At 47.7% G+C, this 23,781-nt stretch carries 22 protein-coding genes; 5 read left to right on the top strand and 17 right to left on the bottom strand.

The genetic code is table 11. The annotated features are described in order from the left end of the window. Positions 1 to 9: 9 nt before the first annotated feature. Together QMZ64_RS00695 and QMZ64_RS00690 are read right to left on the bottom strand one after the other, a co-directional pair. The gene (locus tag QMZ64_RS00695; protein WP_243943264.1) at positions 10 to 792 is read right to left on the bottom strand and encodes an SDR family NAD(P)-dependent oxidoreductase; all 783 of its coding nucleotides are present in this window, start codon (positions 790 to 792) and stop codon (positions 10 to 12) included. Positions 793 to 801: 9 nt separating this feature from the next. After that, positions 802 to 1,755, bottom strand: a complete 954-nt coding sequence (locus tag QMZ64_RS00690; RefSeq protein ID WP_240909025.1) for an MBL fold metallo-hydrolase — start codon at positions 1,753 to 1,755, stop codon at positions 802 to 804. Positions 1,756 to 2,147: 392 nt separating this feature from the next. Between QMZ64_RS00690 and proC the strand changes: the two genes are divergently transcribed. Continuing rightward, entirely contained in the window at positions 2,148 to 2,969 is an 822-nt protein-coding gene (proC, locus tag QMZ64_RS00685) for a pyrroline-5-carboxylate reductase (RefSeq protein ID WP_265626415.1), read from the top strand. Between the two features lie 62 nt (positions 2,970 to 3,031). Here proC and QMZ64_RS00680 read toward each other — a convergent pair whose 3' ends face one another. Continuing rightward, the gene (locus tag QMZ64_RS00680) at positions 3,032 to 4,636 is read right to left on the bottom strand and encodes a M20/M25/M40 family metallo-hydrolase (protein ID WP_301441081.1); all 1,605 of its coding nucleotides are present in this window, start codon (positions 4,634 to 4,636) and stop codon (positions 3,032 to 3,034) included. 135 nt (positions 4,637 to 4,771) lie between these two features. On the opposite strand from QMZ64_RS00680, the gene namA reads away from it, so the two are divergent. Together namA and QMZ64_RS00670 are read left to right on the top strand one after the other, a co-directional pair. Next, entirely contained in the window at positions 4,772 to 5,842 is a 1,071-nt protein-coding gene (gene namA / locus QMZ64_RS00675; protein WP_116758571.1) for an NADPH dehydrogenase NamA, read from the top strand. 119 nt (positions 5,843 to 5,961) lie between these two features. Then, on the top strand, positions 5,962 to 6,723 hold the full coding sequence (locus QMZ64_RS00670) for an alpha/beta fold hydrolase (RefSeq protein WP_265626411.1): 762 nt from the start codon (positions 5,962 to 5,964) through the stop codon (positions 6,721 to 6,723). A gap of 34 nt (positions 6,724 to 6,757) precedes the next feature. Here QMZ64_RS00670 and rpmG read toward each other — a convergent pair whose 3' ends face one another. Continuing rightward, positions 6,758 to 6,907 (bottom strand): 50S ribosomal protein L33, encoded by a 150-nt coding sequence (gene rpmG / locus QMZ64_RS00665; protein WP_003183271.1) that lies wholly within the window; start codon positions 6,905 to 6,907, stop codon positions 6,758 to 6,760. Between the two features lie 117 nt (positions 6,908 to 7,024). Continuing rightward, positions 7,025 to 7,948 (bottom strand): ribonuclease Z, encoded by a 924-nt coding sequence (gene rnz, locus QMZ64_RS00660; RefSeq protein ID WP_265626409.1) that lies wholly within the window; start codon positions 7,946 to 7,948, stop codon positions 7,025 to 7,027. Between the two features lie 232 nt (positions 7,949 to 8,180). Between rnz and zwf the strand changes: the two genes are divergently transcribed. Beyond that, positions 8,181 to 9,644 (top strand): glucose-6-phosphate dehydrogenase, encoded by a 1,464-nt coding sequence (zwf, locus tag QMZ64_RS00655; RefSeq protein WP_165428686.1) that lies wholly within the window; start codon positions 8,181 to 8,183, stop codon positions 9,642 to 9,644. Between the two features lie 36 nt (positions 9,645 to 9,680). Here zwf and QMZ64_RS00650 read toward each other — a convergent pair whose 3' ends face one another. The 12 genes from QMZ64_RS00650 to QMZ64_RS00595 form a co-directional block, all read right to left on the bottom strand. Continuing rightward, positions 9,681 to 11,645 carry a TRAP transporter permease gene (locus tag QMZ64_RS00650; RefSeq protein ID WP_243943252.1) on the bottom strand — a complete coding sequence of 655 codons (1,965 nt, stop codon included), beginning with the start codon at positions 11,643 to 11,645 and terminating at the stop codon, positions 9,681 to 9,683. After that, on the bottom strand, positions 11,638 to 12,156 hold the full coding sequence (locus QMZ64_RS00645; RefSeq protein WP_265626407.1) for a DUF1850 domain-containing protein: 519 nt from the start codon (positions 12,154 to 12,156) through the stop codon (positions 11,638 to 11,640). The genes QMZ64_RS00650 and QMZ64_RS00645 overlap by 8 nt, the downstream gene beginning before the upstream one ends. Positions 12,157 to 12,257: 101 nt before the next feature. Further along, entirely contained in the window at positions 12,258 to 13,247 is a 990-nt protein-coding gene (locus QMZ64_RS00640; RefSeq protein ID WP_243943248.1) for a TAXI family TRAP transporter solute-binding subunit, read from the bottom strand. A 245-nt stretch (positions 13,248 to 13,492) separates the two neighbouring features. Further along, the gene (locus QMZ64_RS00635; RefSeq protein ID WP_065643271.1) at positions 13,493 to 14,206 is read right to left on the bottom strand and encodes a GntR family transcriptional regulator; all 714 of its coding nucleotides are present in this window, start codon (positions 14,204 to 14,206) and stop codon (positions 13,493 to 13,495) included. Between the two features lie 119 nt (positions 14,207 to 14,325). Beyond that, positions 14,326 to 15,741 (bottom strand): glycoside hydrolase family 1 protein, encoded by a 1,416-nt coding sequence (locus QMZ64_RS00630; RefSeq protein ID WP_265626404.1) that lies wholly within the window; start codon positions 15,739 to 15,741, stop codon positions 14,326 to 14,328. 15 nt (positions 15,742 to 15,756) lie between these two features. Next, positions 15,757 to 17,073, bottom strand: coding sequence for a PTS cellobiose transporter subunit IIC (gene celB, locus QMZ64_RS00625; protein WP_265626403.1), 1,317 nt, complete (start codon positions 17,071 to 17,073; stop codon positions 15,757 to 15,759). Between the two features lie 39 nt (positions 17,074 to 17,112). Continuing rightward, a complete protein-coding gene (locus QMZ64_RS00620; RefSeq protein ID WP_265626402.1) occupies positions 17,113 to 17,445 on the bottom strand; it encodes a PTS lactose/cellobiose transporter subunit IIA in 333 nt (110 codons plus the stop codon). A gap of 5 nt (positions 17,446 to 17,450) precedes the next feature. Continuing rightward, positions 17,451 to 17,759: a PTS sugar transporter subunit IIB gene (locus QMZ64_RS00615; RefSeq protein WP_020452099.1), complete on the bottom strand. Its 309-nt coding sequence runs from the start codon at positions 17,757 to 17,759 to the stop codon at positions 17,451 to 17,453. A 147-nt stretch (positions 17,760 to 17,906) separates the two neighbouring features. Next, entirely contained in the window at positions 17,907 to 19,568 is a 1,662-nt protein-coding gene (locus QMZ64_RS00610; protein WP_265626401.1) for an alkaline phosphatase, read from the bottom strand. A gap of 140 nt (positions 19,569 to 19,708) precedes the next feature. Next, positions 19,709 to 20,494, bottom strand: coding sequence for a glucose 1-dehydrogenase (locus tag QMZ64_RS00605; protein WP_265626400.1), 786 nt, complete (start codon positions 20,492 to 20,494; stop codon positions 19,709 to 19,711). 115 nt (positions 20,495 to 20,609) lie between these two features. After that, positions 20,610 to 22,019 (bottom strand): NADP-dependent phosphogluconate dehydrogenase, encoded by a 1,410-nt coding sequence (gene gndA, locus QMZ64_RS00600; RefSeq protein ID WP_020452102.1) that lies wholly within the window; start codon positions 22,017 to 22,019, stop codon positions 20,610 to 20,612. 86 nt (positions 22,020 to 22,105) lie between these two features. Further along, positions 22,106 to 23,362: a DNA polymerase IV gene (locus QMZ64_RS00595; protein ID WP_279600106.1), complete on the bottom strand. Its 1,257-nt coding sequence runs from the start codon at positions 23,360 to 23,362 to the stop codon at positions 22,106 to 22,108. Between the two features lie 80 nt (positions 23,363 to 23,442). On the opposite strand from QMZ64_RS00595, the gene QMZ64_RS00590 reads away from it, so the two are divergent. After that, positions 23,443 to 23,730 (top strand): hypothetical protein, encoded by a 288-nt coding sequence (locus tag QMZ64_RS00590; protein WP_020452104.1) that lies wholly within the window; start codon positions 23,443 to 23,445, stop codon positions 23,728 to 23,730. Positions 23,731 to 23,781: the final 51 nt, after the last annotated feature.

Genomic DNA, 23,781 nt, shown 5'->3' with positions numbered 1-23,781 from the left:
GAGAGACGATCATTTTTTATAGAAAGCGCTCCGGCCTGCTCGTTCAACCAGGGAAGGGAAGAGCTGGTAGAGTTTGCTGACGCCGTTCATCCAGCCTGGAAGATTGATTTCGCGCTTGTTCGTCATCATTGCCGAGACGACTTTCTTAGCAACCTGATCCGGATCAAGCATCCATCTCTCGACGTTTTTGACATAATCCCCTTTTTTATCGGCCGTCTTGAAAAAGTCGGTTTGAATCGGTCCAGGATTGACCGTTGTCACGTTGACCCCTGTCTCGGCAAGCTCCATTCTCAAGCTGTTTGAATACCCGAGCACCGCATGCTTTGTTGCCGCATAAAGGCTTGACTTGGGCGTCGCTAACTTGCCCGCTTGTGAGGCGATGTTGATAATATGGCCTTTGTCTTGCCTGATCATATGCGGGAGTGCCATTTTCGTGCAGGCGATCAGACCGAATACGTTGACCTCAAACATCGCTTTCATATCTTCAAGGGAAGCGTCAAGCGCATTTTCGAAAATACCGAATCCCGCGTTATTGACAAGAATATCAACCGGACCGGCCTCTTGGAACGCCGCTTCAATGTCATCCGTCCGGCTGACGTCCAATGCGATGATGCGGCATTTTGCACCGGTTTCATCGGCGATGTTTTGCTTCAAAGCCATGAGACGGTCTCTTCTGCGCGCAGCCAGAATGATCTCGGCTCCTTCCTTGGCGGCATGGTATGCGATCCGTTCGCCAAGCCCTCCTGAAGCCCCTGTAATCATCACGTTTTGCTCTTTCAATTTTTGCTGCATGTTCGTCACCTACTTTGCATAATAGTAATCGATTCCATCGGCCGTTTCTGCTCCGATCCTCCCTTGGGATTCCAAATCGTCAAGCTGTCCAATCGTTTCTGACATCGTTAAGAACAACTCTTTTTCATAGACTGCAGGGAACAGTTTTTGACATATCTGATAAGGTGAATGCGGTTTTTCAGTAAGGATGCGGTACACCTCTTCGGCTCTGTTTCGCTGCTTTTCCAGCCTTTTGGCGACAAGCTCATTCACTTTTGTGATGTCCTCCCCGTGGCCGGGATAAATAATGTTGAGCGGAAGCTCCCGGAGCCTGCCGAGCGATTTCAAATAGTCCAGCAGCGGAGTCGGGCGTTTTTTCCCTTTTTGCGGCACTTCCAGAAGCGGATTTGAAGAAGACGGCTTTAACAGCAAGTCTCCCCCTAGCATGCTTCCAAGCTCTTCATGATAAAGGACAATATGTGAAGCGGCGTGTCCGGGCGTCTCAAGAACCCGCCACCCTTCAAGCCCGTCAATTTGCGCGCCTTCTGAAACGGTCTCTGTCAATGTCCGATGACACGAAAACCGGTACGACGCTTTTACTGTAAGGCCCGGTGGCTTCATATCGCCGGGAACGCCGAATCGCTGAAACAGGTATGTAAAAAAGGCCTTTTGTTTTTCAATAAAATCGGGATTTTGGCTGATATACGGTTCATTGAACGGATGGCCGATGATGTTGATCCCTGCGGGGAATTCGTCCAGCAGTCCGGCGTGATCAGCGTGATGATGGGTCAGAACGACCTGGTCGATATCGTTTAATGACAGTCCCTGGCCGGCCAGCTCTTTCTTCAAAACGGCAGCCGCCTCCTTTGTGTTGGGCCCGGCATCGATCAGAGTGAGCGCCTCGCCTCTGACCAAATAAATGTTGACGTCTCCGACTGCAAACGGAGTCGGCAATGATATAGGAATGATGCTTGCGTCTTTCATCTTTTGATTCTCCTCATCCTGCGAATTGATGTTGATCATATTTTACCTTTTTCTCCCGCGCATGTCATTTTTGCTTCAAATGCCTGTTGACATTTCATCATTCCTCATAGCATAATGAACAACAAATATATGCAGGTAAATGAACGAAGACGCAATGAAGAGGAATAGTAAACGAGCAATGGCGAAAGAGAGTGAAATCCACGGCTGAAAGATTTCACAGCCCGCTTGCCTGTTGAACCTGCCCTCAGAGCGCTTAGGCAAACCTAAACGTATCCCGCGTTACGGGGCAAGAGCTGAGCATGTATATGCTAATGAAGGTGGTACCGCGAAACCTTTTCGTCCTTTGTGAAGACGGAAAGGTTTTTTTATTTTTTTAGAAGGAGGAATTCATAATGAAACGAATGGGATTTATCGGAGCCGGTTCGATGGCTGAAGCGATGATTAAGGGGCTTGTCAAAAGCGGTGCGATGGAGCCGGAAGCGATATTCGTTACGAATCAGTCGAATACGGCCAGACTTCGTGAATTAAGCGAGACATACGGGGTATGCGGAGAAGCCGATACGGCAAAAGTCGCCGCCCGTTCGGATACACTCGTTTTGGCAATGAAGCCGAAGGACGCGGCGGACGGAATGGCCGCACTCCGCCCCTATTTGCGAAAAGATCAGCTGCTGATTTCAGTCCTTGCAGGCATTCCGATTCACACGATCCAGCACTATGCCGGGCTTGAGCTGCCAGTTGTAAGGGCCATGCCGAATACATCGGCCGCCATTCAAAAATCAGCCACAGCCTTTGCGGCAAGCCCGCTCGTGACGAAAGAGCAGATGCGGGAAGCGGCTGACCTCTTTGCGACAGTCGGAAGCGTTGCAATCGTTGAGGAATCTGCCCTTGATGCGGTGACAGCCGTAGCCGGAAGCGGGCCCGCTTTTGTTTATCGATTTGTCGAAGCCCTGCAGGCGTCGGCTGCGGAATTGGGGCTTCCTGAAGAAACGGCGAAACAGCTGATTATCGATATGATGTCAGGTGCGGCTCAAATGCTTGAAACCGGCAGGAATCCTTCTGTCATGAGAAAAGAGATCACAAGCGCCGGAGGCACAACGGAAGCAGGCCTTCGGGTGCTTGACGGCCATCAGTTTGAACAGATTGTCATATCCTGTGTCAAAGAAGCGGCGAATCGTTCTGCGGAAATCAGGGATATGTTCGCGGCCAAAATTTAAAAAACCGGGAGACAGCGTTTCGCTTGTTCCCGGTTTTTCCCCAAGCGGTCCCGTCCGTATATTTAGAGAAGCTTGTGTATCGCCAGCCGGAGAATATCGGGCAGCTTTCCGAATGAAAACGGCACATGGAGGCGTTCAGTCCATTTATGAGGGTCTTTCCCGGCCGGCCCGATATTGATGACCGGCACAAACAGTGCGTTTTCTCGTCCTTTAGGCAGTGAATAGCCGTTTTGAAACAGCGGCATATTGGATGTGAACGCATCGACAGACTGCTTTTGCAGCTGAAGGTAGCTTAAATCGGACAGGCCGGGAAAATATTGGACTTCTGTAAATTCAATACAGTACCTGTCGGACGCATACTGCTTCACTTCTTTCATCACCTTGCGGATCAAAGGATCGTCCTTTGAAGAAACAGCCGGATAAAACGGCGGACTGTAAAACAGAACGATCATCGGAGCATCTTCTTTACAGAGTGAAGCCAATTCAGAGACGATTTTCGTTGAAAAATCGCGGTCTCCAAGCTCGCCCCTGTTGGCAAATGCAAAGTTAAGTATGCTTTCCGCCTCGGGCTTCCCGGCCTTTTCCTTTGCTTTGTTCCACAGCTCCTCAAACGTCAGCACGGAAACGGTCGGGTTCATTGGCGTGAATGCTTCAAACCGCTGATATTCGGCCGTTTTACGCTCAATATTTGTTTGAATATTGGCGGCCGCTTCCTTGGCTGTGTCGAGCAGCATGTGATGGAGCTCGGCGGCGGAACGTTGCATCATCAGCACATTAAAGAGCGACACCGCTGCGTGAGGAGTCTGAACCGAGTACGCCTCCTTCAAATCTTTTTGCATCAGATTGGCCGGGGGAGGCGTCACCTCTCCGTCCGCTTCTTCGCAATAGTCGACGTTTAATTCGAGCAGCCTGTTGATTTCGGACACCATTAAATTCGCATTCACCCCTGCAAACGGCTCGCCGACATGCGTCTCAACCCCTTTGCAGAAAAATCCGGCAAGCGCTTTGCCGATGCTGCCTGAATAGACGTACTGCTTCTGATCTCCCGGATGTTTTTCAAACATCGGCTCACAATTTAAGCACGATGTATAATGAAGGCCAAATTCCTCTTCCAAAGCTTTCAGTGCGGGTACTGCTTCAAGCATCCCCTGTGAATTGACTTCTTCGTCCGGAACCGTAATTAATAGAAGGTTTCCGTCAAATTCTCCGTTCATCGCCCGTTCCAGCATCGAAAATTGAACAGCAAGGCCCGCCTTCATGTCCATGCTTCCCCTTCCAAACAGCCATTCACCGCTTTCCAAGTCTCTTCTGACCCGTTCGGGCAAAAGTTCTTTTTTATCATTTAATACATCCATGAGTTCCGGGACTTTACATGCCATATGTTTGAATTCTCCGTAGTCTGCCGTATCGACCACGTCAAAATGGCTCAAGAGGAGCACCGTATTTGATTTTTCTTCCTTTTTAACGAGGGCGGTTAGAAAATAACGCCCGTCTTCCATCGGGTGAAGCTTTAAATATTCAGGATTCTTTTGAAAGTACGAACGGTCCTTTAATATATCATGCATATACTTCGCAAGCGCCACTTCTCCGGCCGTGCATGAGATGCTTTCGTATTGAACTAGAGAAATGAGCAGCTGTTTCAGTTCTTCCACTGTCTGCCACTTCATAAAGCAACCCCCCTCTTTCGCTGTTTTCCGCAGGTGTATGCGATATCGTATTTAGTAAAAAATAGAATGTGAACAACTTTATTGTACTGAACATTCTTATATATGGAAATGACTTGAGCAGTTTATATGACGAGGATGGACAGAATTGGTATAATCGAGGCGAAAACTTACGGGAGGCGAAAAAATTTGAGTAATCGAAAACTGTTCACACCATGGAGTTTAAAAGGAGTTACACTAAAAAACCGGATTGTCATGTCGCCGATGTGCATGTATTCCTCCCATGAAAAGGATGGAAAAGTGCAGCCGTTCCACATGACCCATTACATCTCCCGCGCCGTCGGACAAGTCGGACTGATCATGGTAGAAGCTACCGCCGTCACCCCAGAGGGAAGAATTTCCGATCAGGATCTCGGGATATGGGATGACGCGCATATTGACGGACTTGCCGCATTAACGTCACAAATCAAGCCGTACGGCAGCAAAACGGCGATTCAGCTGGCGCACGCCGGAAGAAAAGCCGAGGTCGAAGGCACAATCTACGGGCCTTCAGCTCTTCCTTTCGACGAAAATTCGCGAATACCTGTTGAAATGACAAAAGAAGACATAAAAGAAACCGTTCAGGCTTTCAAAAAAGGAGCTGAACGCGCGAAAGCCGCCGGCTTTGACATCATTGAGATTCATGGAGCCCACGGATATTTGATCAACGAATTTTTATCACCGCTTTCCAACAAACGTGAGGATGAATACGGAGGATCACCGGAAAACCGCTACAGGCTGCTTCGCGAAGTCATCGACGCTGTAAAAGAAGTCTGGGACGGACCATTGTTCGTACGCGTTTCAGCTTCAGACTACAAAACAAAAGGCCTTGATGTCGCCGATTATGTCGGTTTCGCCAAATGGATGAAAGAACAGGGCGTTGATTTGATCGATGTCAGCTCCGGTGCCGTCGTACCTGCCGACATTAACGTCTTCCCGGGCTACCAAGTCGGCTTCGCCGATACAATTCGCGCCCAAGCCGAAATCCAGACAGGTGCAGTCGGGTTGATCACAAGCGGCCTTCAAGCTGAGGAAATCCTCCAAAATGGACGCGCAGATCTCATTTTCGTTGCGCGAGAGCTGCTGAGAGATCCATACTGGCCGAAAACCGCTGCCAAACAGCTGAACACAAAAATTGAAGGACCTGTTCAGTACGACAGAGCCTGGTAAGTTGCTGATATCCCGCCTCAAGGCGGGATATTTCTTTTTTTCAAACTCGTGAGAAACGAACATCCTTGTTCGTGCGTCTTTCCTAATAGAACACCATATACAGAGAGAGGATGACCTCTATGACCATAACGGAAAGAATATATACAGTTGAAGGATGCATGTTTTACACAAAGCAGAGAAAAGGAAAAAAGAACGCAACCATTATTTTTGAAGCGGGCTACGGTTCTTCTTCAAAAACTTGGCAGCCCATTTTACCCGATATAGACGAAGATCTCGGCTTGTTTGCATACGATCGTGCAGGCCTTGGCAACAGCGGGCAGGCAAGCAGCAAAAGAACAGCGGATCAGATGGTGAAGGAACTGAAAGCGCTGCTTGCAGCAGCAGGCGTCAAACCGCCCTACCTGTTTGTCGCCCATTCGTTCGGCGCCGTCATTGCAAGGTTGTTTGCAAGCCGGTACAGCGATGAAGTCATCGGCATGGTGCTGCTTGATCCCGCTTGTGAAGATCAGGAGGAAAAAGTGCTACCACTTCTTCCGGAAGCATTAAAAGAAGACTACAGCAAACAGTTTTCGATCGAAGGGTCCCATGAGGACTTTCAACATAGCCTGGACATTCTAAAGCAGGAAAAGAAACACCTCGGTTCGGTCCCTTTGCTCGTCCTTTCGGCGGGAAAAAGAACGGAGGCGGCGAAACAAGCTCATCACGAGTGGCTGAAGCTTCACAGCAGACTGCTGTCTCTTTCCCATCAAAGCGGCTGGATTCAAGCGAAAAACAGCTCGCACTTAATCCATCATGATGAGCCCCACATCGTCCAGCTTGCGATCTATGATGTGTGGTATGCCGCACAACAGCAAACATACGCTTATCAAGCCGCCAATTAAATCAAAAACCAGCAGACATTCTGCTGGTTTTTGGTTATTTTGTTTCACGGTGAATCGTGTGTCTTTTCAGACGCGGAGAATATTTTTTCAATTCCAGGCGATCCGGATTTGTACGTTTGTTTTTTGTCGTAATATAATTGCGGTCCCCTGTTTCAGTACACGCCAATGTAATTTTGACTCTCATGTTGTCCTCCTTATCAAAACGTAATGATTACGCTTTATTATACATCATTTTAGAACCGTGTCAACAAAAAAAGCTTCCCGTCCCGCATTGTCGGAACAAAGAAGCTTCGAATGCCAATTAAGTTCTTTTAATCTCATGCTCATAAAAATCAAAAGCTGCCACGGTATCAGGAAAGATCGCTTTCGCTTCATTGACCAGTTCAAGCACGTTTTCCCCCTGGTATCTTGCACTGATATGGGTTAAAATCAGTTCTTTTGCGCTGGCCTCCCGCGCTGTTTCCGCCGCTTGTTCTGAAGTGCTGTGATAATAGTCTCCGGCAAGCTCCCTGTCACCTTTCGCAAATGTTGCTTCATGGATGAGGACATCGGCTTTTTCGGCAAGCTTCTTCACATTCTCGCATGGTCTCGTATCTCCGGAAAAAGCGACAATCCGCCCTTTTTTCGGCGGTCCGATAAAGTCTGCACCGCGAATCTTCCGGCCGTCTTCCAATGTGACCGTCTCCCCGTTTTTCAGCTTTTGATAAACAGGGCCAGGCGAGACTCCGGTCTCTTTCAGCGCTTCGGCGTCAAGTGCGCCTGGAACATCTTTTTCCTGCACGCGGTATCCAAAAGCGGGGATGCCGTGAGATACGCTTCTCGCCGTCACGATAAACTGGTCATCTTCAAAGACTGTCCCTTCTTCAATCTCCTTAATCACAAGCGGGTATGTGACATTCGTCCCCGATACGTCAAGCGCCGTTTCAAGAAACGTTTTGATTCCTTGCGGTCCGTACACGGTCAGCGGACCTTCCCCTCCCTGGAAAGAGCGGCTGCTGACAAGACCCGGAAGCCCGTATACATGATCGCCGTGAAGATGGGTAATAAAAATCTTTTCAATTTTTCTGGGCTTGATCGATGTATGTAAAATTTGATGCTGTGTGGCCTCCCCGCAGTCAAACAGCCAAACAGACCGCCTTTCTTCTAAAAGCTTCAATGCAACGGATGTGACATTCCTCGTTTTTGCTGGGATGCCTGCTCCCGTTCCTAAAAATAATAACTCCAATATCCTTTCCTCCTGCTAAAAACTTCATCTATCACAAGCATACAGGAAGTCTGACAAAAAAGAAACGCCGGCTTCACGCCAGGCAATGCAACTAAATACCCTGCCCGTTTTCAGTAAACTTTTCATACGATTCGATCTCAAATGTTTGCTTTAAGGGATTATTAGCTTTAAAATGAAGAAAATAAACTTAGCTTCGAATAAAGTGAGGTACGTTTAATTGAAAAAAGATCAAATGGAACCAAAAGCAGTTATCGTAATATTTGGCGCAACAGGGGATTTGGCAAAACGAAAACTATATCCTTCTATCCACAGGCTCTACGAAAACGGACAAATCGGGAATGAATTCGCGGTTGTCGGAGTCGGCAGACGCCCTTGGACAAATGAAGACTTTCGCAGTACCGTACAGCAATCGGTTTCGAAGTTTCCATTAAACGAAAAGGATGTGGATGAGTTTACATCTCACTTCTACTATCATCCTTTTGATGTTACAAATTCCGGCTCATACCGGGAATTGAACGAACTTTTAGAGAAGCTGGAAAGTACATATGATATTCCGAATAACCGGATGTTTTACTTGGCGATGGCTCCTGAATTCTTCGGAACGATTGCAAAGTTCCTAAAATCAGAGGGTGTCACTTCAACAACAGGCTGGTCAAGGCTCGTTATCGAGAAGCCTTTCGGGCATGATCTGCCGAGCGCAAAAGCCTTGAATCAGGAAATCCGTGAAGCCTTTACAGAAGATCAAATCTATCGGATTGACCACTATCTAGGAAAGCAAATGGTACAGAACATCGAAGTCATCCGCTTTGCCAACGCGATTTTTGAGCCGCTTTGGACAAACAGATACATCTCGAACATTCAAATCACGTCAAGTGAAGATTTGGGTGTGGAAGACAGAGCGAGATATTATGAAAAATCTGGTGCGCTTCGAGACATGGTTCAAAACCACATTCTTCAAATGGTGGCGCTGCTTGCGATGGAACCGCCGATCAAGCTGAACACGGAAGAGATCCGCAGCGAAAAAGTGAAGGTGCTCCGAGCTCTTCGTCCGATTCGAAAAGACGAAGTCGATCAATTTTTTGTGCGCGGCCAGTATGACGCGGGCGTCGTTGACGAAAAACAGGTTCCGGCTTATCGCGATGAGCAAAATGTAGCAAAAGAGTCGAATACGGAAACGTTCGTTGCCGGCAAACTGCTGATCGACAACTTCAGATGGGCCGGTGTGCCGTTCTACATCCGGACAGGCAAACGGATGCAGAAAAAATCGACGCAGATTGTCGTCCAATTTAAAGACATTCCGATGAATCTTTATTACGGAAACGGCAACACGATGCATCCTAACCTGCTGGTGATCCATATTCAGCCGGATGAAGGCATCACCCTTCATCTAAACGCAAGGAAGCTTGGAGGCGGCACTTTTGCCCAGCCGATCAAGCTCGACTACTGCCATAACTGCGGGGACGGCATCAACACTCCTGAAGCTTATGAAAAGCTGATTTTGGATTGTTTGCACGGAGACGCGACAAACTTTGCCCACTGGGATGAAGTTGCGCTTTCCTGGAGTTTTGTTGATGCGATTTCTCAAAACTGGGAGGAAAACAAAACCCTTTCCCCTAACTATGAGGCGGGCTCTATGGGGCCGAAAGCTTCTGATGACCTGCTCGCAAAAGACGGCTTTCATTGGTGGCCGCTTTAATAAAAAACAGCCTTCGCATTGAAGGCTGTTTTTTATTTATGCTTTTAAGGCCTGCATTTCTTCCGGATGGCTTTTGTCCCGCTTCCACATCAGCTGAAGGACGAACAGCAGAAGGAATATGCCGAGACCGATTATGTCGGAATAGCCCTCCGGATAAATCAGCAGGAGACCGCTCGCAGCCGCCAGTATTCTTTCAAACCAGAACACTTTTCTCATCCAGAATCCGATCATGCCCGCACCGATGGCTATCATTCCGGACAATGCGGTAAAGATCACCCAGAGAATTTCATACCAATGCGCGTCAATCATGAGTAGCTCCGGAGACAGGACGAATATATACGGGATGATAAAAGCGGCAATCGCAAGCTTTGCTGAATTGATCCCCGTTCTGATCGGCTCTCCTCCCGCAACACCGGCGGCGGCAAATGCTGCCAACGCAACGGGCGGCGTAATGTCAGCTACGATACCGAAATAAAACACGAACAAGTGGGCCGACAGATCAGGAACATTCAGCAAAATCAAGGCTGGTGCGGCAATCGTCGACGTAATCACATAGTTTGCCGTCGTCGGCGACCCCATTCCGAGAACGAGAGCGGCAATCATTGTCAAAAAGAGCGAAGGCAGCAATGCGCCTCCTGCCAAATCGAGCAGACCGTTTGCAAGTTTAAGGCCGAGGCCCGTCTTTGTGACGACTCCGACGATGATGCCGGCGGCAGCCGTTGCCGCCGCAACGGAAAGCGCCATTCTCGCTCCTTCCGCGAGAGCCAGCACAATCCCTTTAAGGCCCATTCGCGTTTCCCTGTTGAACAAACCGACCAGAATCGCCAGAACGATCGAATACAAAGCGGCATGCATGACCGTAATACCCGACATTAACAAAACGACAACCGAAACGATCGGAAGCAGCAAATAAATCTTTTTGAATACTTCCTTGCGGTTCGGCATTTCTTCTTTCGTTAAACCGCGCAAGCCGAGGCGCTTCGCTTCAAAGTGCGTCATAATCCAGATGCCCGTAAAGTACAAAACAGCCGGGATCATCGCGGCTTTCGCGATATCCCAGTACGTAATGCCTCCGCCGATGAACTCAACCATTAAAAAGGCGGCGGCTCCCATGATCGGAGGCATCAGCTGTCCGCCGGTAGATGCGGAAGCTTCGACTGCACCGGCAAATTCTTTTTTATAGCCCAGTTTTTTCATCATCGGAATCGTAAACGATCCGGAAGTGACGACATTGGCAACAGAGCTTCCGCTGATCGTTCCCTGAAGCGCGCTTGAAAAAATCGCGACTTTTGCCGGTCCGCCCGTGCTTCGTCCGGCGATCGCCACAGCAAGATCATTAAAATACTGTCCCACACCTGTCCTGACAAGAAATGAACCGAAAAGGATGAACAGGAAGATGAATGTCGAGGACACAGCAAGCGGCGTGCCCAAAATTCCTTCCGTCGTAAAATACATCGTCTGAACGAGCCTTTCCAGCGTCAGGCCGTTGTGAGACAAAAAGCCCGGCAGATACGAGCCGTAAAGGCCGTACAAAAGAAACAGGGCAGCGATGATCGTAATCGGCAGTCCGACAGCACGTCTCGTCGCTTCCAATACGAGCAGGACGGCCAACAGCCCGACATAAAAATCAGTTTCCGTGATCAATCCGATCCCGCCTACAATCGTTTCATAATTGGCGACCCAATAAGCGCCGACACCCGCTCCTAATACGGCTAAGATTGCGTCATACCAGGCGACTTTGAATTTGCCGGTCTTCCGTAAACCTTTTGTCGCCGGAAACAATAAAAAAATCAGACCGAGCGCAAACCCTAAATGAACCGACCTTTGAATTTGAGCCGGAAAAACGCCAAAAATGGCTGTGTATAATTGAAACAAAGAAAAAGCGAGCAGGCCGGCAAATGCAATAATCCCCGTCAACCCTTTGAGCTTTCTCGTGCCCGCTTCAGGATCGTATTTCTCCAGCAGTTTCTGCTGATCTTTTTCCGAAAGCTGCTCAGTCATTGATCTTCACTCCCCTCAGTTGTTGCAAGACATTTAGTTTTCGGACACTCATCCTTGTCCATGTGCCGGGGCTGATGTACCGCTTTAACTCATGTTCAGCGCCTGAATACTTGATCCTGTGATTCGCCCTCACCCTTCCGATCCGCATATCAATGAACGGAAAGGTCCTCTTCATGTCCGAAATGGTGTAGACACCGTTATTGATGACGAGCCTTTCACCTTGCTCCGCGTTTGCGGGCATTCCGACGGCCGGATCATGATAGGTCAGAGCGGTCTGCCGAATCATTCCTTTTTCCCACACATACGATTCGATCACTTCTGTCCGATGGATGGAATGCGTATAAATCACATCAAAGCTTTTCTTCTTTTGGAGGGGAAGAAAAGCGATGATCTCGCCGCTGTCCTCTTTCTCGAACACGACAGCGGTCTGATAAGGAATCAGGCATGCCGCTGCAAAAGCGGCAATGATCAGCGCCGGCACAAGCCGTTTTACCATTTTAAATTTCCCCATTTTTCCAAATCCCCTGCCGAATAGAAAAACGATAGACCGATGTTTCATTGCAACGGTCTATCGATTGTCCGGACTTGTTCATTGTTTATCTGCCTGCGGCTTTACGATTTTTCTATCCCTTTTTCTTTGAAATATTTAGCCGCTCCCGGATGAATTTCAATATCGCCCAATCCTTCAAGCGCGGTTTCAGGCTTGATAAACTCGCCTTTGGCATGATTGATTTTATCGGCTTCAAACAGCGCTTTCGTCATTTTATAGACGGTGTCCTCATCCATCTTGTCGGATGCGACGAGCATCGCTTTGACAGCGACCGTGTTCACATCGCTGCCGATGCCGTAGGTGCCTTTTTTGATCGTATCCTCCGCATAGAACGGATACTTTTCCATCAGCTTTTCCTGCTTGTCTTTTTCAATATTTAAAATTTTGATTTTATTTTGCGCAGAAAGCCCTTCGACAGCGCCGGTAGGCGTTCCAGCCGTGATAAAGGCGGCATCGATCGCGCCTGACTGAATGCCGTCGGTCGACTCTTCAAAAGACAAGTTTTGCGGTTTGATGTCGTCAAAAGACATCCCGTGAACCTCCAAAATCTGCTTGGCATTAATATTGACCCCTGCACCCGCAGCGCCCACGGAAACCGTTTTGCCTTTTAAATCTTCAATCGAATTGATTCCGCTTTTTTCCGTTGTCACAATCTGTACAGTTTCAGGATACAGGGCGGCAATCGCCTTGATTCCGTCAATTTTTTCTTTAAACATTTCTTTGCCTTCTATGGCATAAGTGGCAATGTCCGTCTGAGAAAAAGCGACCTCAGCTTCCCCTTTTTGCAGAGTTGCCATGTTTTCAGCAGAAGCCCCTGTAGTCTGCGTCGTAAATTTGTCTCCTGTTGCATCCTCCCAAAGGTTTGCAAATTGACCGCCGAGCGGATAATATGTACCGCCGGTTCCCCCTGTCAGCAGACTGTAGCTTTCTGATCCTTTTGACGCAGATCCGCCGTTCTTATTTCCTGATGCATTGCCGCTTCCGCACGCTGCCAATCCCATGACAAGCGTCAGCAGCAGTACAATCCATGAAAAGCTTTTCCACTTTTTCATTCATTCTCCCCCTTTGCTTGTTGGACAAATAACAATCCTATCGTACCACGAAAAATGTATTAGTTGTCAATATATTGTTTTATTTCTAATTATTTAGTTAATTTTATGAGCAGCTGGTTCTGAATATGCGTACGGCCCCGGAAATTCCCGTCCGCTAAAGCGATGGTAGCCCACGATCCCCTCGGAGGACAAGCATGCCGGAAGATTGCATGACAAAACAAAAAACCCGCGGTTATGCAGGTTTTTCATTTCCGAACATGGACGCTGGAAAACACAAACTTGTCGTAGCGATGCCTTGCAAAAGAATATTCAAACGGTTCCCCTGTATTTAAAAAAGCGACCTGTTCAACTTCAAGAACCGGATCGTCAGGGGCACATTCCAAGTGCTCTCGGTCGAGCGCATTCGACTTATCCGCCCTGATCTTCCGGTGCGAGCCGGCGATTGTCAGTTTCAGCGTCTCGGTGATGTGCCGGTAAACGGAGCCGTGAAGGACGTCTTCATTTAATTCAGAGATGACATTCGAAGGCATGTACGTTTCTTCAATGACATACGGTTCGCCTTCAACCTTTCTGAGCCTGATGATATGATACACCGGAACGGTCTTTTCGATTGACAATTGCTTAGCCACTTCATCTGAAGGGAATTCAACATCAAATTGAATGATGCGGCTTTCGATTTGTTTATTGGCGAGAAGCTTGGTCAGCCCGAGGTTTTCGCGGTCTGTCACACTGACGGGAAGCTGCTGAATCGATGATTTTACAATGAAGGTGCCGTGTCCGCGCTTGCGGTACAGCATGCCTTCTGACACGAGAATATCGAGGGCTCTTTTCATCGTCATTCTGCTGCAGGAAAATTCTTTGGCGAGAGAAAGCTCATCAGGTATGGGCTGATCAATCGGATAGTATTCTTCCTGAATCCGCCTCCTCATTTCGTTTGAAATATATTCGTATTTTCTCATGTTTTAACCACCATTACTAAGGATTCTGTATGCTTGTAACACCTTCCTTATCATTATATCGGTTTTGAAGCGGAAATAAAAAGATGGCCAAGCAGACCATCTTTTAGACCGAGTCCTTTTTAAAAACCGTTGTTCTCGGCAAGTTTCTTAAACCAGTATCCGCTTTTTTTAATCGTTCGTTCGCCGTTTTGGTCAAGGTTGACAGATACAAATCCGTAGCGGTTTTTATAGGCGTTTGTCCATGACCAGTTGTCCATGAATGTCCAAAGGTGATAGCCTTTGACATTCGCTCCTTCCTGAATCGCTCTGTGCACCCATTTTAAGTGTTCTTCGATAAACGCAATTCGGTAGTCATCGCGGATTATGCCGTCTTCGCCGCGGAAACGCTCTTCTCCTTCAACACCCATTCCGTTCTCAGAAATAAAGCATTCAATATTTCCATAGTTTTCTTTGACATTCATTAAAATATCATAGATTCCTTTTTCGTATATTTCCCAGCCGCGGTGGCGGTTCATTTTTCGTCCGGGCATTTCATAATGGTCAAAAAAATGCTCCGGCATAAAAGGCGCGTCCGGATGAGGCATGTGCTCCTTCGCTTTCACCCGTCTCGGCTGATAATAATTGATGCCGAGCAGATCGACAGTGTGATTTTTGATCAGCTCCAAGTCTCCTTCTTCCATGACAGGCAAATAGCCTTTTTCTTTTAAAATATCTGTTAAAAGCTGCGGAAACTCACCCTTGACGGCAGGATCAAGAAACGACCGGTTAAAGAAAGCGTCGGCTATTTCAGAAGCTCTCACATCTGCCGGGTGCCGGCTTCGCGGATAGGATGGCGTTAAATTTAAAATGATGCCGATTTTGCCATCGCCTCCGAGTCTGCGGTAGGCTTCAACCGCCTTTGCGTTTGAAAGAATTTCATGGTATGCGACCTGGACGGCCTTTTCAAAGTCGATAATGTTCGGATAGTGAAAATCGTATAAATAGCCGCCTTCAGCGGGAACGATCGGCTCATTGTGGGTAAACCATTTTTTCACGCGATCCCCGTACAGCCGAAAGCAAGTTTCCGCGTATGAAACAAAGTGATCGACGACTTGCCTGTTTTCCCACCCGCCGATATGCTGGAGCGCAAGCGGCATATCAAAATGATAAAGGTTGACAAAAGGCTCGATCCCAGCCGCCAGCAGCTCATCGATGACTTGGTTATAAAAGGAAGCTCCTTCCTCGTTCAGCCTGCCTTTTCCTTCAGGAAACAGACGGGCCCACGAAATGGAGAAACGAAAAGAGTTGTGGCCGAGCTCCTTCATCAGCTGAATATCATCTCTGTAAGTCTCGTAAAAACGCGAAGTCTTCTCAGGGCCTACTCCGTCAAAAAATCGGGATGGCTCTTTTTCGTACCAGTGATCCCAAATGTTCTTTCCTTTGCCTCCTTCAGCCGCCGCTCCTTCAGTCTGGGTCGCGGACGCCGCCGACCCCCACCAGAAGCCTTTTGGAAAACGGTATTGAATTTGTTCTAGCTGCAGTTCTGTTTTTGACATGTCATCAATCTCCTTTTAAAGTCCTAGCGTTGTCTGATCTTGTTCCGCTGCATTGATTTCCTGCTCTTTTTTCATATTCATCCGGTCGATGAATGTCAAAAACGGGAACCAGATCATAAAGACAACGGCTAAATTCACAATCTGAAGAATGCCGCCGGCAAGCGAATTGGTCGCCATCATTCCGCTGATAAAAATCGGCACAGTCCAAGGAATCGTGACCCCGGTCGGCGGCGGCACAAGCCCGGACGCCATCGCGAAATACGTAATCAAAGTGACGATCATTGGCGAGATCACCCACGGAATAAAAATGAGCGGGTTCATGACGATCGGCAGACCGAAAATGATCGGTTCATTTACGTTGAAAATCCCCGGCGCCGCTCCGAGTTTTGCGACCTGCTTCATCTGCTTGCTCTTCATAAACAGCAGGATGGCAATAATCACGGCCAATGTCATGCCGGTTCCGCCCATTCCGACGGTGTACACTTCCATAAACTGCTTATTGATAATATGCGGAACTTCCCCTGTTGAGGTATAGCTATTCAAATTTTCGATCGAAAGCGTATTCCAGATCGGATCCATTACAGAGTTGATGATAATTTGCCCGTGGAGTCCGAAAAACCAGAGCAGCTGAGTAAAAAATATAGCAATCAAGGTCGGAATGATACCGCTTCCAAGGCCGACAAGCGGAGCCTGTACCAGGTTGTAAATTAAATCGTGCATATTCGTATTGAACGCTTGGGTTACAAGGATATTGATGACCAAGTAGACGGACAAGGTCATCACCGCAGGAATCAGCGCGGCAAAAGATTTTGCTACAGCAGGCGGAACGCCGGCGGGCATTTTGATCGTATAGTTTTTCTGGACAAAAAATCTGAAAATCTCCGCGGATGTAAAGGCGGTAATCATTCCGAGGAACATCCCTTTCGCACCGAGCCTGTCAATCGGGATGACGTCCGGAATCACTTCCCCGCCTTCGCCGTTTAATACAAACGGCGTCAGCAGAAGGAACGATGCCAAAGCGACGACTCCTCCAAAAACCGCTTCGACTTCATAAGTTTTGGACAAATAATACCCGATCCCGAACACGACGAAAACGGACATAATGCTGATCGTTGCGCTCGGCGCTATGCTTAAAGCCGACTGGAACGTTTCAAGCGCCGATTTGCTCATCATTTTATTGAGAAACGGCAAATTGGTTAAAACGACAATGATCGATCCGAAAATGGTGAGCGGAAAAGCCAGCATAAACGCATCCCTCAGCACGCCTAAATACCGGTTGTTATTCAGCTTCCCGGCAATCGGCACCAAGAGGTTGCTCAATTTTTCAAACATGGTCTCTTATCCCCCTTCGATTTTGCCATGCAGTGCGAATCATAGATTTTTCTCTTTGAACAATTCCAATAATTCGGACACAAGTTCCTTCATCGTCAGCGTCGACATCAAATGATCCTCCGCATGCAAGAGCAGCAAAGAGAACTCACTTTTTCCCCCGCCCGCTTCTTTTTGGATCATTTGAAAATGAATATCATGGGACTGCTGCAAATCGTCTTCAGCCAGGTGCAGCAGCTCCTCTGCTTTCTGAACGCTGCCGGCACGGTATGCCCTGATAGACTGAATGACTTTGCTGCGGGCGTTTCCGCTGTGAAGAATGAGCTGAAAGCAAATTTGTTCGCCTGTTAATTCATCAAGTTTTAATTTTTCCATCATCATCAATCTCCGATCAAGCTGAGCGCCTGTTCATAAGCTTTCTTTCCGTCTGCCATTCCGTAAGCCATCATATCAATCACATCAACCTTAGTACCGTACTGTTCTGCTTCCTTCTGCAGCTCGCCTTTTAAAAAGCTCATTTGCGGGCCGATGAGAACGACGTTTGCCTCTGCCATCTCTTTTTTCGCCTGGTCCTGTCCGACCGCCCAAATTTTTGCCTCGTCACCGATTGAATGCGCGTATTCCTCCATCTTGGTGACAAGGAGACTTGTCGACATACCCGAACTGCATGCAAGTAAAATCTTCTTCATCGTCATCTCCTCCTTTATTAAAACGCTTTCACACAACTATTATTATATCTTTTTATTTTTAAATGTCTAGACATTTAAAAATAAATGCATGTATTTATTTTGAATAATAAAAACCCCCTCTTCTTTCAAGAGGGGGGTTCAAACAAATTATCGGGCGTATTTTTTGAACAGCTGAACGGCTTCTTTAGGCACGTAGAAGGATCCATTGCTTTCAACAATCACGCTGTCTAATTCATATTCCTTTCCGTTGATTTTGATGAGGTTTTTGTTCACCGGCATTTCGGCTTTCGCTTTTTTGCGCGATGCGACAAGAACTGGATTAGCCGGATCTTTCTGATCGATCGTTACGCTGGCTCCGGCTTTTTTAAATGCCTGTTTTGCTTCGATAAATAATTCGTTTGTTAATTTGTCTAAGTTGAAGCCCATTGCTTTTGCCATCGTTTTGGCGATGTCGGTGTTATCGACGAGCCCCTGCGGCTTTTCGGGACCGTACGAATACAGGAAGACGTCTTCACCCGTATGACCGCCTGTTGTGAATCCGATATTGGCTCGGTTGCTGAGCAGCTTGGTGAATAATGAAGCCGCTTCTTTTTTGTTTTTCACGCTTTTCAGCTGTTCCTTCTCTGCCGGCGTTAAATTGTCAAGTCCGTAAAGCTTTGCCGCTTCTTCGATATTCGATAAGTCGTCTTTTAATTTGCCTGTAGCGCCTTCCACCGTCATTTTAGCCTTTTTCAGCGGATCGATATAAGCTGATACCGGCGTTGTGTCATAGCCTTTCGTCGTGTTGCTGTTGCCGATGGAGATGCCGCTGTTGCCGTGGTCGGAGACGGCAATAACCATTGTATGTTTGTCTTTTTTAGCGAATTCAAGCGCTTCTTTCACCGCGTTATCAAATGCCAATACATCGCTGATCATGCCTATCGGATCGTTTTGATGCGCTGCCCAGTCAGGCTTGCTTCCTTCCACGAATAAAAAGAAACCGTCCTTGTCTTTAGAAAGCGTCTGAATCGATTTTTTCGTCATCTCTGCAATCGTCGGCTGCTCTGGATGTGTTGCGCGGCGGTCCATGTCATACGCGAGATCGCGCTGTGAGAATGCGCCCCAAATTTTTTTCGATCTTGACTTGAGGAGCTGATCTTTCGTTTCTACGAAATCGTACTTTTTGTCTTTGAGCACTTTGACAAGATCTTCACCGTCTTTGCGGCTTTTATCATTTGTACCCGGTTGTAGCGATTCTTTTCCTCCGCCAAGGACAACGTCCATGTTTTGATAAACCTGCTGTTCACCGAGCACTTCAAAATTATTGCGGTCCTTATGATGGCCGGAATATCCGGCAGGCGTGGCATGCTGAATTTCAGAGGTTGCAATGATGCCGGTTGCTTTTCCCTTCTGTTTTGCGCCTTCCAGCACGTTAGCCACAGGCCGGTATTGATCTTTTTTACCGACCTTCTCGACACCTGGTGTATTCACCTTTGAAGGCAGCACTCCGATATAGGCAGAATTTGATTTTCGTCCCGTTGCCATTGCAGTTGCTGCAGGTGCAGAATCAGTGATCGCCGATTCTGCCGAATGCGTCCGGACACCGCCGCTGACAAGCTGGTCCATTGCGAGCGGTTCGCCTTTATACCAGCGTGCCAACGTTGTTGCAGAAGAGCTTGTTCCATCCATGACCATCATGATGACGTTTTTGACTTTCGGTTCTTCCTTTTTTTTCGCTGTTTCCATTGCCGCACTGCCTGTTCCCGCCGATCCTAAAGCGACTGCGCCTGCCAGTGTAATGCCGACGATTCTGTTGCGTAAGAAACCCATTCTTATTGTACTCCCTCCATAACCGCTTTTTGTTGACAAACCTACACTATCATTGCTATGTAAACAGCACTTTTGCTTTCTATTAATCTTATGTGAATTTTTTGGGGCTTATGATGAAAAGAAGGCATCCCGCCTTCTTTTCATCCTTTTCCCGCTTGGAATCCCGGGTATTTCGTCATCCCGCCATCCACATACAGCGTCAGGCCCGTCACATAGCTCGCTTCTTCGGATGCAAGCCAGGCTGCGCAAGCTGCAACTTCCTCCGGCTTTCCGATATACCCGATCGGAATCAATTCAACAACACCTTTTTTCAATTCGGGATCAGCGAATTTTTCGGCATTAATCGGCGTATCGATCGCACCAGGTCCGATCGCGTTTACCCGAATTCCTTTTGGGGCATATTCAAGGGCAAGAGTTTCTGTCAGCAGTTTTGCCCCGCCCTTACTTGCCGCATAATGGACAAAATGCGGCCACGGGATTTGCTGATGGACGCTCGACATATTGATGACCGAGCCTTTAATATGGTGGTCGAGCATATAGGCGATCGCTTCCCGGCATCCTAAAAACATCCCCGTCAAATTGGTTGATATGACGCGATTCCAGTCTTCCAGAGACAAATCCTCGGAAGGTACTTCATTTTCCACCCCGGCGTTGTTCACCATCACATCAACGGAACCGAATGAATCAACAGCCTGACTGATCAGCGCTTTTACATCGTCTTCTTTTGAGACATCCCCTTGAACAGCAATCGCGCGCGCTCCGCTGCTTTCTATTTTCTTCACCGTCTCTTCGGGATTTTCTTCTTCCTTGAAGTAATTGATCACTACATTGGCTTTTTCAGTACCGAAGCGAAGTGCCATCGCTTTTCCAAGACCTGTACCCGCCCCTGTGATTACGACCGTTTTTCCCTCTAAACTAGGATACATGGGTTGATTCCTCCTTTTGAAACTCTCTTTTGAGTAGGTTTCCACAGAACCGCTTAAACATGCATCCTTCTGAAAGCAAAAAAACCGCAAGCTTTTCAGCTTGCGGTTTTACATCTTATTTCATCCACTCAGTGTGGAAAATGCCTTCTTTATCTGTACGCTCATACGTATGGGCGCCAAAGTAGTCGCGCTGCGCCTGAATCAGGTTGGCCGGCAATGTAGCAGTGCGATAGCTGTCAAAATAAGCGAGAGCGCTTGAGAAGCAAGGTACAGGAATTCCTTGTTCAACCGCAAGGGAAATCGTTTTGCGGAGAGCTCCCTGATAGCCTTCAACGATATTTTTGAAGTACGGGTCAAGAAGCAGGTTGTCAAGCCCCGGATCGCGGTCATACGCTTCTTTGATTTTTTGCAGGAACGCCGCGCGGATGATGCATCCTCCGCGGAAGATCATCGCGATATCGCCGTATTTCAAATCCCATCCGTATTCTTCTGATGCGGCTTTCATTTGAGCGAAGCCTTGTGCGTAAGAACAGATTTTGCTCATGAAGAGCGCTTTTCTGACCGCTTCGATCAGCTCTTCTTTGTTCTCGGCGGCCGGTTTCGCTTCAGGACCTGTCAAAAGCTTGCTCGCTTTAACGCGCTCTTCTTTCATGGAAGAGATGAAGCGGGCGAAAACAGATTCCGTAATGATCGGAAGCGGAACGCCCAGGTCAAGAGCGCTTTGGCTCGTCCATTTCCCTGTGCCTTTTTGACCTGCTTTATCGAGGATGACATCAACAAGCGGCTTGCCCGTTTCCTCGTCTTTTTTCGTGAAAATATCAGCCGTGATTTCGATCAGATAGCTGTCAAGCTCTCCTTTATTCCACTCGGAGAAGACTTCGTGAAGCTCATCTGAAGACAGACCGACAATGTGTTTCAAAATAAAGTAGGATTCTGAGATCAGCTGCATGTCGCCGTATTCGATGCCGTTATGAACCATTTTTACATAATGGCCGGCGCCGTCAGGACCGATGTATGTCGTACACGGTTCGCCGTCCACTTTTGCAGAAATGGCTTCAAGAATCGGCTTGACAAGCTCATGGGCTTCTTTTTGTCCGCCTGGCATGATAGAAGGACCTTTCAAAGCGCCTTCCTCACCGCCGGAAACACCGGTGCCGATGAAGTGAATGCCGCTTTCGGCCAGCTCCCTGTTTCTTCTCTGCGTATCTTTATAATATGTATTTCCGCCGTCAATCAAAATGTCGCCTTTTTCAAGATGAGGCAGGAGCGATTGAATCGTTGCGTCTGTCGGTGTTCCAGCTTTGACCATCAACAGAATTTTGCGCGGTTTTTCAAGAGATTGAACGAACTCTTCAATGCTGTATGTACCGACAACGTTTTTGCCTTCGGCTTCTTTCAGAAACTCTTCTGTTTTCTCGCTTGATCTGTTGTAAACAGAAACCGTAAACCCGCGGCTTTCAATGTTTAAAGCCAAGTTTTTTCCCATTACTGCTAAACCAACTACACCTATTTGTTGTTTTGCCATGTCTAACGTCCCTTCTAAAGCGTTTAGCATTTTAGTTTAATTTTTATTTAAATTGAAATTACCACACTTTGACCTACATTTTCAAGCTATTGATCTTGTCTCTCGTCCTGGAAAAAATCTTTGTTAAAGCTTGTTCCGCTCGTCTTGCTTTCTTTTTTCACGATCCTGATCCCTCTTTTGATGAGGTCTGTTCCATATTTTTCATTCAATTCGGCCATCACTTTTTGGATCGGCTCATCTTTGGCATCCTCATGAAACGAAAATAAATCAAGCTGTTTGACGGCTTCCTTCCGATTGACGAGGTCTGTTCCCGTCACGCCTAAAAGTCTGACAGGGCTTCCGTGCCAATGCTGCCTGAAAAGGGCTTTCGCTTCCTTCGCAATGTCTTCTCTTGAATCGGTCGGATTCTGAAGGGTCTTGCTTCTTGTTATGTTCGTCCAATCCGCAAAGCGGATCATGATGAAAACTTTTGCTGCCATGACCTCTTTTCGCTTCAGCCTGTCGCTTACTGAGACGGAAAGCTTGTCAATCAGGCCGCACAATTCCTTCTCATCTGTGCTGTCATACGGGAGAGTCGAAGAATTGCCGACGCTTTTGAATTCGTATATCCTGTCGGGATTCACCTCTCCTGCGTCGATGCCGTTTGCCCTTCTTTTTAAACGGGGGCCGTTGATACCAAGGAGGCGCTTTAAGGCATACTCATCTGCAGCAGCCAAATCGCCGATTTTTTCGATATCAAGCGTCTTGAGCTTTTCGGCGGTTTTCCGGCCGACTCCGTACATCTCGCTGATGTCCATGGGCCAAAGAATCCGGGGCACTTCGCGCTTTCTCAATATCGTAATGCCGAGCGGTTTTTTCATATCCGAAGCCATTTTGGCCAGGAATTTATTCGGAGCGATCCCGATGCTTGACGGAAGGAGCAGTTCTTCTTGAAGGCGCTCTTGAATTTCCTTCGCTGTTTCATATGCTCGATTTCTGTATGGCGTGTCCGTTAAATCCATGTACCCTTCATCAATGGAAACAGGCTCAACAAGGTCCGTATACTCCCTGAGCACTTGAAACATTTCTCTTGAAGAGCTTCTGTAGCGGTCGAAATTCGGCGGCTTGACGATCAGCTCAGGGCAGAGCCGCTTCGCTTCCCAAAGCGGCATAGGCGGTTTTACCCCGCGTGCTCTCGCCTCGTAGCTACACGTGACGACGATGCCTTTCCGCTCCTTTGCATTTCCCGCGATAGCGAGCGGCCTGCCTTTCAGCGAAGGGTCATACGCCATTTCAACAGACGCGTAAAAGCTGTTCATATCGATATGAAAGATGACTCTCCCCTTTTGTTTATCAGCAGACAAAACGGCTCCCTCCTGGTACTCTGATTAGACATCCCGGCTTTCATATAGTAAGATGTTAAATGAAACGGAAGTGATAATAGATGATTCTTGAATCTTTCAACGATGCTTTTTTACTGTTTGAGTTTTTCACAATCGTCCTTCCCGCACTGACGGCGATCGGTATCGCCCTCATCCTCAAGGACTGCAGTACGGGCGACAGCTGGAAAACGAAACGGTTTGAAGAATATCATGCAATACAGTTTGTTTCCGCAATCGATTTTCTTATCATCCTATATCATCGCATTACGGTATGGATAAGTAAAGTCATTCGCATGAAAGCTTCATCGAACGACGATGAAGACCACCGTTCCCTTCTTCTTTCAATTTAAACGGGAAAAGGCGTCCGGCAGACGGGCCCTTTTATTCAGAAGGAGGAGAAC

Origin of the sequence: Bacillus sp. LB7 (assembly GCF_030449715.1) — a bacterium.
In the GTDB taxonomy this organism is placed as follows: domain Bacteria; phylum Bacillota; class Bacilli; order Bacillales; family Bacillaceae; genus Bacillus; species Bacillus paralicheniformis.
The sequence above is the reverse complement of the archived record's forward strand: the minus strand, read 5'-3'. Positions and strand labels throughout refer to the sequence as shown.

What these genes read in the sequence shown, in the direction of transcription:
- QMZ64_RS00695 (WP_243943264.1), bottom strand. Translation starts at nt 792, where the DNA reads ATGCAGCAAAAATTGAAAGAGCAAAACGTGATGATTACAGGGGCTTCA.
- QMZ64_RS00690 (WP_240909025.1), bottom strand. Translation starts at nt 1,755, where the DNA reads ATGAAAGACGCAAGCATCATTCCTATATCATTGCCGACTCCGTTTGCA.
- proC (WP_265626415.1), top strand. Translation starts at nt 2,148, where the DNA reads ATGAAACGAATGGGATTTATCGGAGCCGGTTCGATGGCTGAAGCGATG.
- QMZ64_RS00680 (WP_301441081.1), bottom strand. Translation starts at nt 4,636, where the DNA reads ATGAAGTGGCAGACAGTGGAAGAACTGAAACAGCTGCTCATTTCTCTA.
- namA (WP_116758571.1), top strand. Translation starts at nt 4,772, where the DNA reads ATGGACAGAATTGGTATAATCGAGGCGAAAACTTACGGGAGGCGAAAA.
- QMZ64_RS00670 (WP_265626411.1), top strand. Translation starts at nt 5,962, where the DNA reads ATGACCATAACGGAAAGAATATATACAGTTGAAGGATGCATGTTTTAC.
- rpmG (WP_003183271.1), bottom strand. Translation starts at nt 6,907, where the DNA reads ATGAGAGTCAAAATTACATTGGCGTGTACTGAAACAGGGGACCGCAAT.
- zwf (WP_165428686.1), top strand. Translation starts at nt 8,181, where the DNA reads ATGGAACCAAAAGCAGTTATCGTAATATTTGGCGCAACAGGGGATTTG.
- QMZ64_RS00650 (WP_243943252.1), bottom strand. Translation starts at nt 11,645, where the DNA reads ATGACTGAGCAGCTTTCGGAAAAAGATCAGCAGAAACTGCTGGAGAAA.
- QMZ64_RS00645 (WP_265626407.1), bottom strand. Translation starts at nt 12,156, where the DNA reads ATGGGGAAATTTAAAATGGTAAAACGGCTTGTGCCGGCGCTGATCATT.
- QMZ64_RS00640 (WP_243943248.1), bottom strand. Translation starts at nt 13,247, where the DNA reads ATGAAAAAGTGGAAAAGCTTTTCATGGATTGTACTGCTGCTGACGCTT.
- QMZ64_RS00635 (WP_065643271.1), bottom strand. Translation starts at nt 14,206, where the DNA reads ATGAGAAAATACGAATATATTTCAAACGAAATGAGGAGGCGGATTCAG.
- QMZ64_RS00630 (WP_265626404.1), bottom strand. Translation starts at nt 15,741, where the DNA reads ATGTCAAAAACAGAACTGCAGCTAGAACAAATTCAATACCGTTTTCCA.
- celB (WP_265626403.1), bottom strand. Translation starts at nt 17,073, where the DNA reads ATGTTTGAAAAATTGAGCAACCTCTTGGTGCCGATTGCCGGGAAGCTG.
- QMZ64_RS00620 (WP_265626402.1), bottom strand. Translation starts at nt 17,445, where the DNA reads ATGGAAAAATTAAAACTTGATGAATTAACAGGCGAACAAATTTGCTTT.
- QMZ64_RS00615 (WP_020452099.1), bottom strand. Translation starts at nt 17,759, where the DNA reads ATGAAGAAGATTTTACTTGCATGCAGTTCGGGTATGTCGACAAGTCTC.
- QMZ64_RS00610 (WP_265626401.1), bottom strand. Translation starts at nt 19,568, where the DNA reads ATGGGTTTCTTACGCAACAGAATCGTCGGCATTACACTGGCAGGCGCA.
- QMZ64_RS00605 (WP_265626400.1), bottom strand. Translation starts at nt 20,494, where the DNA reads ATGTATCCTAGTTTAGAGGGAAAAACGGTCGTAATCACAGGGGCGGGT.
- gndA (WP_020452102.1), bottom strand. Translation starts at nt 22,019, where the DNA reads ATGGCAAAACAACAAATAGGTGTAGTTGGTTTAGCAGTAATGGGAAAA.
- QMZ64_RS00590 (WP_020452104.1), top strand. Translation starts at nt 23,443, where the DNA reads ATGATTCTTGAATCTTTCAACGATGCTTTTTTACTGTTTGAGTTTTTC.